A 14,038-nucleotide genomic window follows, 5' to 3' on the forward strand; every position below is an offset into this window, starting at 1 on the left:
GCGGGCCGGGCGCCATTGGGGGCGCTGCCCCCGCCGCGCGCTGCGCGGCTCCCCCGGGATATTTTTGTCTAGACGAAGGGCGCGAGGCCCTTCCTCCGGAAAACCTACCCCCGAAAAGCAGAAACGCCGCGCGGCCCGAGGGCTGCGAGGCGTCTGCGTTCCGAAGAAAGTGGCGCGGTTGACGGGGCTCGAACCCGCGACCCCCGGCGTGACAGGCCGGTACTCTAACCATCTGAGCTACAACCGCGCTTTTCTGCCAGTCATCAATCCAAGGTAGCGGTGGCGCGGTTGACGGGGCTCGAACCCGCGACCCCCGGCGTGACAGGCCGGTACTCTAACCATCTGAGCTACAACCGCTCGCTACCGTCTGGACTGTGTCCTGAACGTGAGGGGGCTTTTAGGCGGGGTGGCGAATACCGTCAAGCGCTTTCCTAGGGGCAAATGCGGATTTTTCTTTGCGCGGCCAAATTTCTCTGTCGGGAGGGCGCGGATTCCCTAGAGGAACGTCAATTTCAACGTGTTATCAAAGGCTTTGCGCCTGCGCCCGTCTGCATCATGCGAGCGCGCTGCCGGGTCACTGGACCTTGGCGTCGCGGGCCATGCGCTCAATTTCCGCTGAAATCAGGATGATCCGGGACACCTGCCCGCCCTGCTCGCTGCGCGCGAGTTCATAGGCGCAATGCTCCAGCAGCGAGGCCGAGAGTTGCAGCAGGTCGGCGACCTCGGCACGCCCTTGGATCCGATCGACCAGCGCAATCGCCGCCTCGCGCAACTGTGCCTCCGGGCTGAGGCCCGCATCATGGCGGGGCGCGTGCTGCGCGCCGAGACCATCGACCCGGCGCTCATCACGCGCGTCTTCGAATAGTTTTCTATCAACCGTGTTAATCATAACCATACATCCCCAAATGCTCCGCGACGGCACATCGCCACGTCGAGCGGCGAGTTGCCTGCGCCCTTCCCACAAATCCCCCGTGGCACACCCACGTTGGCACGGCGACGCCTCTGGCAAGTCCAAACGGCGGGCGCGCGCCAAATCAGGCTGGCGATCCCCTGCTGCGGCGTCGCGATCTTTCCGTCTTGGTATTCGTCTTGGTAAATGTCCCCGTCTTGGCAACTGCCCCATGCGAGCGCGGCAGCCATAGCGCCGACGCGCTGAGTTCCCCCAGATTCCCCGTATTCGTGCTGACTTCTGGCTGCGCGCCCATGCGCCGTTCGGCGAATGTCCATCCGACGTGGCCGCGTGGCGATGACGCCAACTAGCGCCAATTGTACCACAAGTTTTGCCCACAAAAAGACATTTTTCAAAATTGCACCGCTGAAAGCGCCGCTTGCGCAGGATTTGCCACAGCAGCAGGCACATCGAGGCACCGGCGCAGAAGACATCGCCTGATCCTCTTGTGCACCCTCGGGAGATTGGGCAAGAAAAGGCAATGATTACGGATATCTACAATAGTCCACGCGGAGCCGGCGTAGTGCTTTTCGAGGAATTGGACCTGCGCGATATCGTGTGGCAGCGGCAAAGCTACACGGTCGCCGGGCATCTGCTGCACTACGGCCAGAGGCGGACGTGGCGATATCTGTCGATTGTTCTGGTGGCCCTCGTCGCGTCCGATCCATTGGGGCTTGGCGGCGAATTGCCCTTTCCCGCCTATCTGCTGGCGTGGGTGCTCGGCATGTGCTGCTACCTTGCGGCGCAGACCACGCTGATGCTTGGGGCGGCGGCGCTGCGGCGTCTCCTGCCCCGCCTGCCGGTCTATGCGCCGCTGATCTCGCTGCTGGCGCTTGTCCCGGCGCTGGCGCTGCTCGACGTCGGGCTGAACAGTTTCGCCGCGGTCTCGATCAGGCCGTTCCTTGCCGACCGTCTGGCGTATCTTTGGGTCACTGTGGTGATGCTCGAGACGATCTTTCTGAGGTTCGTCGTCACTTGGGACGCGGGCCCCGAAGCCTCGGCCGCCACATGGCACGCCCGCCACGACGGTCTCGCCGCGACCGAGCAGGCCACCGAAAGCGCGCCGCCGACCGACGCGCAGACCCCGCCCACGGCCACCCAGCCCGCCGCCGCAGACCCAAACCAAGCGGCCAGCGCCACCCGCATCCTGCTGATCGGATCGCAGCCCGTGGCCATGGACGATCTGATCTGCCTTGAAGCGCGGCAACACCATGTGCTTGCACGCCATAGCGGCGGAACGCTTAGCCAGCGGGCACGGCTTTCGGACATCGTGGCGCAAACCCGCCCCGAGGAGGGGCTGCAGCCGCATCGCTCTTGGTGGGTGGCGGCGCATGCGCTATGCCATTTGGAGCGGCAGGACGGAAAACCTGTCCTGCGGCTGACGGATGGCACGCTGGTGCCGGTGGCGCGCGGACGCATGGGCAATGTGGAGCGCTGGCTGGAGGCCCGGCCACGCAGGGCGGCATGAGGCCGCAACGCGGCGGCGCTCTTTACCCCGGCGCCCGCTTTTCCTATATCTTCGCTCAGGAACCCCGAGGAAGGACCCGCCATGACCGACGCACCGCTTGAAGGCGCCCCGCTGATCGCGCCCTCCAGCACTGACCATCCGCTTTACGATTCGGTTGTCGAGGCCTGTCGCACGGTGTTCGACCCCGAGATCCCGGTGAACATCTACGATCTGGGCCTGATCTACACCATCGACATCGCCGAGGGCGGCGAGGTGAAGGTCACCATGACGCTCACCGCGCCGGGCTGTCCGGTGGCTGGCGAGATGCCGGGCTGGGTTCAGGATGCCGTGGCCTCGGTGCCCGGCGTCAAGGATGTGGATGTGGACATGGTCTTCGATCCGCCGTGGGGCATGGACATGATGTCCGATGAAGCGCGGCTCGAACTGGGCTTCATGTAAGCGCAGCCTGCCGCCTGACCTGCACCATGTACGATGAGACCGGGCGCCCCTGCGGCGCCCTTTTTCGTGCCCCGCGCGCCGCTGACACAGGTTGAGGCGGAACCTCCCGCGATTTGGGCGGTTAAGCGGTGATGCTTCGATTGATCCAGTTCTTCGCCTGCGCCCTGATCGCGCTGTCTGTCGCCCTGCCCGGATCGGGTCGGGCGCAGGAATCCAATCCCGGCACTTGGTACGAGGTTGATCTGGTCAATCCCGGTCTCGGCAGCCCGCCGCAGAACATCGACCGCAGCACCCCGCGCTCCAGCCTCGAAAGCTTCCTCTTCCGCGCCGACGCCGAAGATTGGGAGGGCGCGGCCCATATGCTGGACCTTGGCTCGATCGAGCCGGGCAAGCAGGCGGAAGTGGGGCCCGAGCGCGCCGAGCAGTTCTCGACGCTCATGGATCGCAAGATCATGATCAACTGGTACGATCTGCGCGACCGGCCCGACGGCGTGGATGCAAGGACCAAGGATGCGCCGATGGCGGGCGAGCCGCGCCGCTCGCTGCTGCTGTGGTACGTCAAGCTTGGCGACCGTCCGGTGCCGATCCGCATCAACCGGGTGAAGGGCGCGACGGGTGAGCCGGTCTGGCTCGTCTCGCGGCAGACTGTGCAGGCGCTGCCCGCACTGGCCGAGGCCTATGGCCCGACCGAGCTTGAGAAATCCCTGCCCGCCCCGCTGCGCGAACGCGCGGTCTGGGGCTTGCGCTGGTGGGAGGTGATCGGCCTGCCGCTGGTGCTGCTGCTGACCACCGCCATCGGTGTCGTGGCCAATCAGCTGATGTCGCGCGGGATGAACCGCACTCATCGCGACGCGCCCTATTCGATGCTGGTGGCGCTGCGCGGGCCGCTGACGCTGGCCCTGATGACGCTCTGCCTGTCGCTGATGACCAGCAAGGTTGTCGTCTTCTCGGGGCAAATCGACACGGTGCTGTCGCCGCTGATCATCCTCGGCTTTGTCGTGGCGGTGCTTTGGCTGGTGATCAATTTCGCCGACGTGGTGCTCAATCGGCTGGTGAAATTCGACGGTGACGAGCTGTCGCAGATGGGCGACGGGCAAGAGCAGCGCCGCAACATCGCCACAAGAATCTCTGCCGCGCGGCGCGCGCTCATCGTCATTGTCGTCATGGTTGGCGCGGGCATCGTGATCAGCGAGGCCAGCGTGATGCGCTCGCTGGGCATCTCGCTGCTGGCCTCGGCGGGGACGGCGACGATCATCCTCGCCTACGCCGGGCGCAACGTGCTGACCAATATCATGGCCTCGCTGCAGATCGCGCTGAACCAATCGGCGCGGATCGGCGACAAGGTTCTGTTCCGCGGCTATCTCTGCTCGGTCGAGCGCATCCATTTCACCTATGTGCAGCTGCGCGTCTGGACCGGGCAGCGGCTGGTGGTGCCGGTGGTGGATTTCGTCGCAGAGCCTTTCGAGAACTGGACCATGCAGGAGCATTTCCTGATCCGCGAAGTGACCCTGCGGCTCTCGCACAAAGCCGATATCGAAGCGCTGCGCCAGCGCTACGAAGAGATCCTCGATGGTATGGAGATGATCGCCGACCGCCCCGAATCGCGCGGGGTCTATGTGGCCAAACACGATGTCTTCGGACAGGAGGCGCTGTTCCTCGTGCCCTGCCCTGATCCCAATATCGCCTGGTCGCTGGAATGCGAGGTCCGCGAGAAACTCCTCGCCGCCGCGCGGGATCTCGACGCCGAGGCCGAGGCGATCTTCCCCGATGCCGCCGCGGCGCAGGCCGCCTGAGCCTCGCCCGCTTGCGCAGGCCGCAGATGCGCAGGCCCGGGTGCGCATGGATGCACGAAAGCGCGCGGCGCTGCGCGCGCCCTCCCCTTGTTTCCCCCGCCCAAGAGCCTTAGATTCAACGCTCAAAGCTCACAGGAGACGCGGATGTTCGGCATTCCCGGAAAACAGGCAGTCACCATCACCCCGGCCGCGGTGACGCAGGTGCGCAAGCTGATGGAGCGCGACGGTCGCGCCGGTCTGCGCATCGGCGTGAAAAAAGGCGGCTGCGCGGGCATGGAATACACCATGGAGTTCGTCGACACCGCCGAGGCCAATGACGAAGTGGTCGAGCAGGACGGCGCGCGGGTGCTGATCGCCCCGATGGCGCAGATGTTCCTCTTCGGCACCGAGATCGATTACCAGACCTCGCTGCTGGAAGCGGGATTCAAGTTCAATAACCCCAATGTCACCGATGCCTGTGGCTGCGGCGAATTGATCAAGTTCAAAGACGTCGAAGAGCTCGAAGCCGAGCGCCGCGCCGCCGAGTAAGCGGCGCAGCGCCCTCTGCCTCTACGGCTCCCCTTCACGCGGGCGCGCCCTATGTAAGTCCCCTAGATCATTGATTGCGCAACCGAGCTTGACGCCACGGTCTGCGCCGCGATGATACCCGCGAATTGCGAAGATAGGAGCGACCATGCGCAGGAAACTTGCCGCCGGAAACTGGAAGATGAACGGGCTGGCCGCCGCCCTCGAGCAGATCGAGGCGATGGCCCCCGCCGCCAGCGGCGACGCCGAGGTGCTGATCTGCCCACCCGCCACGCTGTTGGCGCAGGCCGCTGCGCTGAAGGGCGATATCGCGATCGGCGGGCAGGACTGCCACGCCAACGAGTCGGGCGCTCACACCGGCGACATCTCCGCCCCGATGCTGAAGGATGCGGGCGCGAGCTATGTGATCCTCGGCCACTCCGAGCGCCGCACCGACCACGACGAACATGACGACGAGATCCGCGCCAAGACCCGCGCCGCATGGGACGCCGGGCTGACCGCTGTGGTCTGCGTCGGCGAGAGCCTCGCCGAGCGCGAGGCCTCCAACACGCTCGACATCATCGGCGGCCAACTGGCGGGCTCGATCCCCGATGGCGCCACCGGCCACAACCTCGTGGTCGCCTATGAGCCGATCTGGGCGATCGGCACCGGCAAAGTCCCGACCACCGACCAGATCGGCGAGGTGCATGACTTCATGCGCGCGCGCCTGGAAAAGCGCTTCGGCGAAGGCGTCGGCCGCTCGGTCCGCCTGCTCTACGGCGGCTCGGTGAAGCCCGGAAATGCCGCCGAGATCTTCGCCGTGTCCAATGTCGACGGCGCGCTGGTCGGCGGCGCCAGCCTCAAGGCGGATGATTTCGTGCCGATCATCGAGGCGCTTGGCGCCAGCTGACCCGGCGCAACACTGCGTATTTGAAAAGAGAAGAAGCAGGGGGTGGCGCACCGTCCCCTGCTTCTTCTCTTTGATAAATACGCCCGCCGGAGGCGGTCCTGCCCTTAAAGCAAACGCGGCGCCCCAGACGAGGGCGCCGCGCTTTCGTTTGTCGCTGAGCCGCAGGCGGATCAGTTGGTGATGATCTCGGGCCCCATGAAGGTGGTCGGCAGCCATGTGGACAGCCACGGGATGTAGGTCACCATGATCAGGAAGACGAAGAGCACCGCGAGGAAGGGCAGCGCCGCCTTCACCACCCGCATCATCGGCATGCCCGCAACGCCGGAGGTGACGAAGAGGTTGAGGCCGACCGGCGGGGTGATCATGCCGATCTCCATGTTGACCACCATGATGATGCCGAGGTGGATCGGATCGATGCCGAGCTCGATGGCGATCGGGAAGACCAGCGGCGCGACGATCACCAGCAGGCCCGAGGGCTCCATGAACTGGCCGCCGATCAGCAGGATCACGTTGACGATCACCAGGAAGATCACCGGCCCGAAGCCCGCGTCGAGCATCGCCGCGGCGATCTGCTGCGGGATCTGCTCGTCGGTGAGCACGTGCTTGAGGATCAGCGCGTTGGCGATGATGAACATCAGCGTGATCGTCAGCTTGCCCGCCTCAAAGAGCGTGTCGCGGGTGTCGCGGTGGAAGAAGACGGTGATCAGCGCGATCGGCTTCTTGATCAGCGGCAGGTTCGGCGCCCCGTCCTTGCCCGCCAGCGGCCCCATGTCACGATAGACGAAGTTGGCGATAAAGAAGGCATAGACGGCGGCCACGGCAGCGGCCTCGGTCGGGGTGAAGATACCGCCATAGATGCCGCCGAGGATGATGACGATGAGGAAGAGACCCCATGCCGCCTCGCGGCCCGAGCGGATCGCCTCGCCCCAGCCCATCCATTCGCCCTTCGGCAGGCCGCGGATGCGGGCGATGGCGTAGATGGTGATCATCAGCATGGTGCCCGCCAGAAGGCCCGGGATCACACCTGCAAGGAACATCCGCCCCACCGACACATCCGTGGCCGAGGCATAGACCACCATCACGATCGACGGCGGGATGAGGATGCCAAGGGTGCCCGCGTTGGCGATGACGCCCGCCGCGAAATCCTTGGTGTAGCCCACCTGCCGCATGCCGGCGATGACGATCGAGCCGATGGCCACCACGGTCGCGGGCGACGAGCCCGAGAGCGCCGCGAAGAGCATACAGGCGAAGACGCCGGCGATGGCGAGGCCGCCGTGGAAATGGCCGACCAGCGAGATCGAGAAGCGGATGATCCGCCGCGCCACGCCGCCCGTCGACATGAACGACGAGGCGAGGATGAAGAAGGGAATGGCGAGCAGCGTGTAATGCCCGGCCATGGCCTGGAACATCGACTGCGCCACAGAGGCCAGCGAGGTGTCCGACAGCGCCAGCAGGAAGATGATCGACGACAGGCCCAGCGACACCGCGATGGGCAGGCCGATCAGCATCAGTCCGATGATGCAGATGAAAAGGAGAAATACTTCCATCGGACTCAGTCCTCGCGGTTCATGTGGGCAACGTCATCGATGGCGTCTTCGGCCTCGTGACTGACGATCAGGCTGTCCTGCTTTCCGGTCCAGATACGGACCCCGGCCTGGACGAAGCGGAAGAGCAGCAGCGCCATGCCAAAAGGCAGCATGAAATAGGGGATGAAGCGGGGCAGCTTTTCGTAAGCCTCGCCCTCGTTGATCATCGGCTCGATGAAGCGCAGCCACTCGGGCATCGGGATGTCGACCACCTCGTACCACGAGCGGTAGGAGGTGCGTTTCATCTCTTCAAAGCCGGTGGGGAACCAGCGGCCGGTGGTCTGCGGCAGGTTGGCGAAATTGGCCCAATAGTCCCACGCGCCCTTAAACAGCAGGAAAGCGTAGAAGATGCAGAGCGCCGCGGCGATGATCGCGAAGGTGCGGCGCAGCGGCGTGGGCAGCAGGCTGGTGACCGCATCGACGCCGAGATGCGCGGTGACCTTCACCGCGTAGCTCACGCCAAAGAGCACCAGCCAGGCAAACAGGAAGGTGACCGCTTCGAGGCCCCAGATCAGGCCGGTATTGAACCCGTAGCGCAGGACCACGTTGATGAAGGTGATGATGGTCATCAGCCCGAGGATCAGCGCAATCGCCGATTCCTCCAGCTCGTTGACGAAGCGGCCGAGTGGCGAGCCGCCGTGGGTGATGTTAGACATCCAGTCCCCCGCTATGCCGGATGGGTTGCCCCAAGATTATGGTTCGGGTGTGAAAAGGCCCGGCCCCGCGCTGCGCAGGACCGGGCCGAACTCAACGGCGCCAGATCAGAACTGCGCGTTGAACTCCTGCGCGGCGTCGATGTTTTCCTGGCCGACGTCATCGGTGAATTGGTCCCAGACGGGCTTCATGACATCGAGCCATGCGGCGCGCTCTTCGGGGCTCAGCTCGCGGATCTCGCCGCCCGCATCCAGCACCGCCTGACGGTTGTCGGCGTCCACGTCGGCGATCGCTGCGTTACGCTCGGCGGTCACCTCGTCGAGGATGGTGCCCATCTGCTCGCGCACGTCCTCGGGCAGGCTGTCCCACCAGTCGGCGGAGGTCACGACCATATAGTCGAGCACGCCGTGGTTGGTTTCGGTGGTGCCGTCCTGCACTTCGAAGAACTTCTGGCCGTAGATGTTCGACCAGGTGTTTTCCTGACCGTCGACAACGCCGGTCTGCAGCGCGCCGTAAACCTCCGAGAAGGCCATCGGCTGCGGCGAGGCGTCGAGCGCGGCGAACTGCGCTTTCAGCACTTCCGACGGCTGCACGCGGAACTTCAGGCCCTTGGCGTCCGCCGGCTCGATCAGCGGCTTGTTGGCCGAAAGCTGCTTCATGCCATTGTGCCAGAACCCGAGGCCCAGCAGGCCGCGGCGCACCATGACCTCTTTCATGTCCTGGCCGATTTCGCTGTTCTGGAAGGCGTCCACGGCTTCCATGTTCTTGAACATGAACGGCAGGTCGAAAATGCGGAACACTTTGGTGAACTGCTCGAACTTCGACAGCGAGGGCGCGGCCATCTGAACGTCGCCGTTCAGCATCGCCTCGAGCACCTGATCGTCGTTGTAGAGCGTGGAGTTCGGGAAGACCTCGACACAGGCCTTGCCGTCCATCTCTTCGTTCACGCGGTCGGCGAAGAGCTGCGCCGCGATGCCCTTGGGGTGCTTGTCGGTGTTGGTCACATGGCTGAACTTGACCACGATCTCGCCGTCGTCACAGGCCGCCGTTGCAGCCTGCGTGCCGGATACGAGTGCGCTCACCGCCGCTGCGGTCATCAGAAACTTTTTCATGTTATCCTCCCGGATGGTCCGTTCCTGGCGCCCGCCTGCTCCTCAGCGCGGGCCCTCCGAAGACGAGAAAACAGCCCGGCAGAAATCCGCGCAAGAAATTGTGCGGAGCGCGTCAAAAATTCTTCATATTCTTTATTTATCAATGGGATAAGTGATATCACGCGGCATTTCACAACCAAACACGCCTCTGCGATGTGTGAAATCCCGCACGCCGAATTTTGCACCTGTGCGGAAATCCGCACAGTTTTCCAAGCGCTCATAATTGACGCAGATGCGCAACTCGTCGCCAAAGTGCTCCGCAGTCAGCGAAACTCCTCGGCGCGGATGCCGTATTTGGCGAGCTTGTCGTAGAAAGTCTTGCGCGGCAGCTTCAGCGCCTGAGCCGCGGCGCTGGCCTGCCCGCCCGTGCGCTTGAGCGCCTCGATCAGCAGCGAGCGCTCGACCTGCGCCATGCGCTCGGCCAGCCCCAGCCCCTCGCCCTCATCGCCGCTCTCACCCAGACCCAAGGCAAAGCGCATCGCCGCCGACATCAGCGCGCGGGTGTTGCCCGGCCAGTCGCGGGCGATCAGCCCATTGGTGATCTCGTCGGTGATCTCGGGCGGTTGCAGCCCGGCCTGTTCGGCGGCCTGCGCGACATAGTGGCGGAACAGCACCGGGATATCATCGGGGCGCTCGGCCAGCGCCGGGATCTGGATCTGCATCACCTCAAGGCGGTAAAACAGTTCCGCCGAAAGCGCCCCCTCCGCGACCTTGGCCGCAAGATCATCCACCGAGCCCGCGATCAGCCGCGCGCCGCCTTCGTCGAGCCGGTCGATCAGCGCCAACTGGCTGTCCTTGGGAAGCTGGCCGATCTCATCGAGGAACAGGCTGCCGCCCGCGCAACTGGGCCAAAGCTCGTTCAGCGCGTCGCGGCTGAGCCCCGCCGCAGAGCGTTTCTCGAACGGCCCTTTGGCGCGGGGCGAGCAGAGATGCACCACCTCGGCGACCTTCGAGATGCCCGAGCCGGGCGCGCCGGTGACCAGCACATCGGTTCCCGCGCGTGCCGCCACCCGGCAGCGCGCACGCAGCGCATCGGCCTTGCGCGAGGTACCAAAGAGCAGCCGCGCCGCCGCGTCGCCGGTCTCCAGTTCCGCCTTCAGACGGCGGTTCTCCAGCACCAGCGCGCGGGTGCGCAGCGCCCGTTCGACCACAGCCGTCAGATCGGCGGGCGCGCAGGGTTTTTCAAGAAAATCAAAGGCCCCCGCCGCCATCGCGCGCACCGCCATCGGGATGTCACCCTCGCCGGTCAGCAGGATCACCGGCAGCTCGGGATCCTGCCGGTGGGCATAGTCGAGCAGGTGAAACCCGTCGCGCCCCGGCATCCGGATGTCCGAGACGATCACCCCCTCGAACCCCGGCTCGATCAGCTCCTTGCACTCGACGAAACTGCCCGCCGTCACCGCATCAAGATCGGCCAGTTCCAGCGTCTGGCCGAGCGCCTCGCGCACCGCCGCATCATCGTCCACAAGCAATACGCGCCGTGTCATGCCAGTTCCTCTGCCTGTCTCAGATCGAGCGTGAATTCCGCCCCGCCGCCCGGCAGGTTGGTGCCGCGCAGTTTACCGCCAAAGCCTTCGACGATCCCGTAAGAGATCGAAAGCCCCAGCCCCATGCCCTCTTCGGGGCCGACCTCCTTGGTCGAATAGAAGGGATCGAAGATGCGGTCCGGCTCGGCAATTCCCGGCCCGCTGTCGCGCACCGTCAGCCGCACCAGACCCGCCGCATCGTCATGGCTGATCCGCAGGTGCAGCCTGCGGTCCGGCCCGCTTTGCATGGCGTCGAGCGCATTGGAGATGAGGTTCACCACCACTTGGCTCAGCCGCACCTCGCCGCCCATGACGATGGCCGGGCGCGCGGGGCGCTGCCAGTCCACTTTGGTGCCGGTGCTGTCGATGCGGCGCTGCATAAGCTCCAGCGCCTGCTCGACCACAGAGGCCAGACCGACCCGATGCGCAGGTCCCGGCTCGGCTTTGGCGAAGGCGCGCAGGTTCTTGATGATCCGGCCCATCCTCCCGGCCATGTCACTGATCCGCCCGAGGTTCTCGGCGGCGCGCTCGGGCTTGCCCCGGTCAAGGAACGCCGCGCCGTTCTCGGCGAACGAGCGGATCGCCATCAGCGGCTGGTTGAGCTCGTGGCTGATCCCCGCGCTCATCTTGCCAAGCGCCGAAAGCTTGGACGCCTGCACCAGTTCCGCCTGCGTGCGCTTGAGCGCCGCCTCGGCCTCCTGCCGCTCGACCACCTCGCGGCGCAGCGCGAGGTTGGCCTCTTCGAGATCGCGCGTCCGTTCCGAAACCCGCTGCTCGAGCGCGAGGTTGATCGCCGCCAGCGCCTGCCGCCGCTCCACCGCGAACCACAGCAGCGCAAGGAAGAACAGCGCCCCCGCCCCGACCGCCGCCGATTGCAGCAGCGCGTAGCGCCGCGCCGGGCGCACGTCGATCATCAGCACGCCGGTCATATTGATCACCGGCAGGTCCGCGGTGCGGCGCAGGGCGCGGGCGGGAATATAGGGCGACCAGTTCTGCGCCACGATCTCGTGGCTGCCGTGCTGGATCGTTTCGGTGGCATAGTGGCGTCCCGAGGGCGAGAGCATCCCATCCCCGTCGCGCCGCCATCCCAAAAGCTCGGTGCGGTTGGTGACAAAGACCGTGCCGCTTTCATCAAGGAAGAACACCGCCGGAAGCGAGCCGCGCCAGTCGCGTTCGAGCACCGCCGCATCGACCACAACGACCAGCACGCCGCGCACCTCGCCCGCGGGCGCAAAGCTGGGCGCGGCGTAGTAGAACACCCGCTCGACCTCGCCCGGCCCCTCGCCATGGGCGACGCCAAGCGCACCGGTGAGCGCGCGGCGGAAATAGCTGCTGCGCGGCACATCACCCGGCAGCGGCCCGCCCGAAGAGGCCAGAAGCTCGCCCGAGGCATCCATGTAAAAGGCGCTGACCGCGCCGGTCCGGTCGGCAGCGCCGAGCAGCATCGCTTCGGCAGCACTGCGCGAGCCGCCTTCGTGCAGCGCCTCGAGCGCCGGATGACGCACGGTGAGCACGGCAAACTCGCGGAACCGCTGCAACTGGCTGACCAGACGATCCGAGGCCAGTTCCAGATCGCTCTGCCCGCGTGCCGCCAGCGGCCCCAGCGCCTGCAGGTAGCCATAGTGCCAGACCGCGCCCGACAGCGCGGCCACGAAGGCGAGCGTCAGCACCAGCCATGCGGCGCGGCTCCGGGTCAGCAGGCTCCAGTTCATCGCTCCCTCATAGCAACAGCGCTCTTGCCAAGAAAGCGTGGCCGTGGCCTAGGTTTGCGCCATGAGACGCTTTTCCCGATCCCCGACCGATCCCGCCTTCGTGCAGGACCCCTACCCGTTCTACGACGAGATGCGCGCCGCGGGTGATCTCGCCTATTGGGACGACTACGCAATGCCCTGCGCGGTGTCGCATCGCGCGGTCTCGGCGCTACTGAAGGACCGCCGCTTTGGCCGCGAGGTGCCGCCCGAGATGGCGCGCGACATTCCCGCGCATCAGGCGCCGTTCTACGCGGTCGAGGCGCATTCCATGCTCGAGCTTGAGCCGCCGCGCCACACCCGCCTGCGCGGGCTGGTGCTGCGCGCCTTCACCTCGCGCCGGATCAAGGCGCTGGGGCCCGAGATTGCCCAACTGGCGCACCGGCTGATCGACGAGATGCCCGAGGGTGAGATCGACCTGCTGCCCGCCTTCTGCCAGCCGATCCCGGTGATCGTCATCGCGCGGCTGCTGGGCGTGCCCGAGGAAATGGCGCCGCAACTGCTGCGCTGGTCGGCGGATATGGTCGGCATGTATCAAGCCCGGCGCGACATGGCGATGGAGCTTGCCGCCGCCAGCGCCGCCACCGAGTTCTCGGACTTCCTGCGCGGCTATGTGAACGAGCGGCGCAAGGCACCGGGGGACGATCTGCTGTCGCATCTGATCGCCGCCGAGGAGGATGGCGAGAAGCTCTCGACCGACGAGCTGATCACCACCTGCATCCTGCTGCTCAATGCCGGGCATGAGGCGACGGTCCACACCATGGGCAACGGCATCAAAACGCTGCTCGAAGAGGGCGTGGCGATCACCGAAGAAAACGCCGCGCCGGTGGTCGAGGAAGTGCTGCGCTTCGACCCGCCCCTGCATATGTTCACCCGTTTCGCCTATGAAGAGGTCGAGGCCTATGGCCACAGCTTCAAGCGCGGCGATCAGGTGGCCTTGCTGCTGGGCGCGGCGAACCGCGATCCTGCGGTCTGGGCCAATGCCGCGCGCTTCGATCCTTCGCGCGCGGTGGTGACGAGCACCAGCTTTGGCGGCGGTCTGCATTTCTGCGTCGGCGCGCCGCTGGCGCGGCTGGAGTTGGTGACCGCTCTGCCGATCCTCTTCGACCGGCTTTCGGGAATGATGCTGGCAGGAGTGCCGAAATACGCCGACCTCTACCATTTCCACGGGCTCGAGGCGCTGCGGGTCACGCGCTGATTGGGTCGGGGGCGACCAGCCCCCGGACCGCGCCCGGAATCAAGGCGCAGCCGCCGGGCGAGCGGTCGTTCATGGGGCGCCATCGGTTCAAGCCCGATGGACGACGCCGTACC

The 14,038-nt window shown here is 65.7% G+C and carries 12 protein-coding genes and 2 tRNA genes; 6 read left to right on the top strand and 8 right to left on the bottom strand.

All coding sequences use genetic code 11. The annotated features are described in order from the left end of the window. Positions 1–170: 170 nt before the first annotated feature. The 3 genes from ACXAD2_RS20135 to ACXAD2_RS20145 all read right to left on the bottom strand — a co-directional run bounded on the left by ACXAD2_RS20135 (position 171) and on the right by ACXAD2_RS20145 (position 889). Positions 171–247, bottom strand: a tRNA-Asp gene (locus ACXAD2_RS20135). A 33-nt stretch (positions 248–280) separates the two neighbouring features. Further along, positions 281–357: transfer RNA gene (locus ACXAD2_RS20140), tRNA-Asp, on the bottom strand. 217 nt (positions 358–574) lie between these two features. Next, positions 575–889: a hypothetical protein gene (locus ACXAD2_RS20145; RefSeq protein ID WP_475173668.1), complete on the bottom strand. Its 315-nt coding sequence runs from the start codon at positions 887–889 to the stop codon at positions 575–577. A gap of 583 nt (positions 890–1,472) precedes the next feature. Here ACXAD2_RS20145 and ACXAD2_RS20150 point away from each other — a divergent pair. The 5 genes from ACXAD2_RS20150 (at position 1,473) to tpiA (ending at position 6,062) form a co-directional block, all read left to right on the top strand. Then, complete coding sequence (locus ACXAD2_RS20150; protein ID WP_475173671.1) at positions 1,473–2,417, top strand: LytTR family DNA-binding domain-containing protein; 945 nt, start codon at positions 1,473–1,475, stop codon at positions 2,415–2,417. Between the two features lie 81 nt (positions 2,418–2,498). Beyond that, entirely contained in the window at positions 2,499–2,855 is a 357-nt protein-coding gene (locus ACXAD2_RS20155; RefSeq protein ID WP_066100759.1) for an SUF system Fe-S cluster assembly protein, read from the top strand. Positions 2,856–2,986: 131 nt separating this feature from the next. Further along, entirely contained in the window at positions 2,987–4,648 is a 1,662-nt protein-coding gene (locus ACXAD2_RS20160; protein ID WP_475173675.1) for a mechanosensitive ion channel family protein, read from the top strand. A 144-nt stretch (positions 4,649–4,792) separates the two neighbouring features. Next, positions 4,793–5,176, top strand: coding sequence for a HesB/IscA family protein (locus ACXAD2_RS20165; protein WP_475173678.1), 384 nt, complete (start codon positions 4,793–4,795; stop codon positions 5,174–5,176). A gap of 145 nt (positions 5,177–5,321) precedes the next feature. Further along, positions 5,322–6,062 carry a triose-phosphate isomerase gene (gene tpiA / locus ACXAD2_RS20170; RefSeq protein ID WP_475173681.1) on the top strand — a complete coding sequence of 247 codons (741 nt, stop codon included), beginning with the start codon at positions 5,322–5,324 and terminating at the stop codon, positions 6,060–6,062. A gap of 170 nt (positions 6,063–6,232) precedes the next feature. Here tpiA and ACXAD2_RS20175 read toward each other — a convergent pair whose 3' ends face one another. The 5 genes from ACXAD2_RS20175 to ACXAD2_RS20195 all read right to left on the bottom strand — a co-directional run bounded on the left by ACXAD2_RS20175 (position 6,233) and on the right by ACXAD2_RS20195 (position 12,691). Continuing rightward, positions 6,233–7,609, bottom strand: coding sequence for a TRAP transporter large permease (locus ACXAD2_RS20175; RefSeq protein ID WP_475173685.1), 1,377 nt, complete (start codon positions 7,607–7,609; stop codon positions 6,233–6,235). 5 nt (positions 7,610–7,614) lie between these two features. Further along, positions 7,615–8,304 carry a TRAP transporter small permease gene (locus tag ACXAD2_RS20180; protein ID WP_475173687.1) on the bottom strand — a complete coding sequence of 230 codons (690 nt, stop codon included), beginning with the start codon at positions 8,302–8,304 and terminating at the stop codon, positions 7,615–7,617. 105 nt (positions 8,305–8,409) lie between these two features. Continuing rightward, on the bottom strand, positions 8,410–9,414 hold the full coding sequence (locus ACXAD2_RS20185) for a TRAP transporter substrate-binding protein (RefSeq protein ID WP_475173690.1): 1,005 nt from the start codon (positions 9,412–9,414) through the stop codon (positions 8,410–8,412). Positions 9,415–9,716: 302 nt separating this feature from the next. After that, positions 9,717–10,940, bottom strand: a complete 1,224-nt coding sequence (locus tag ACXAD2_RS20190; protein WP_475173696.1) for a sigma-54-dependent transcriptional regulator — start codon at positions 10,938–10,940, stop codon at positions 9,717–9,719. Then, complete coding sequence (locus tag ACXAD2_RS20195) at positions 10,937–12,691, bottom strand: sensor histidine kinase (protein ID WP_475173700.1); 1,755 nt, start codon at positions 12,689–12,691, stop codon at positions 10,937–10,939. The genes ACXAD2_RS20190 and ACXAD2_RS20195 overlap by 4 nt, the downstream gene beginning before the upstream one ends. 61 nt (positions 12,692–12,752) lie before the next feature. Here ACXAD2_RS20195 and ACXAD2_RS20200 point away from each other — a divergent pair, with 61 nt between their 5' ends. After that, a complete protein-coding gene (locus ACXAD2_RS20200) occupies positions 12,753–13,925 on the top strand; it encodes a cytochrome P450 (RefSeq protein WP_475173703.1) in 1,173 nt (390 codons plus the stop codon). Positions 13,926–14,038: the final 113 nt, after the last annotated feature.

The organism is Salipiger sp. ABN3_019 (assembly GCF_056158605.1).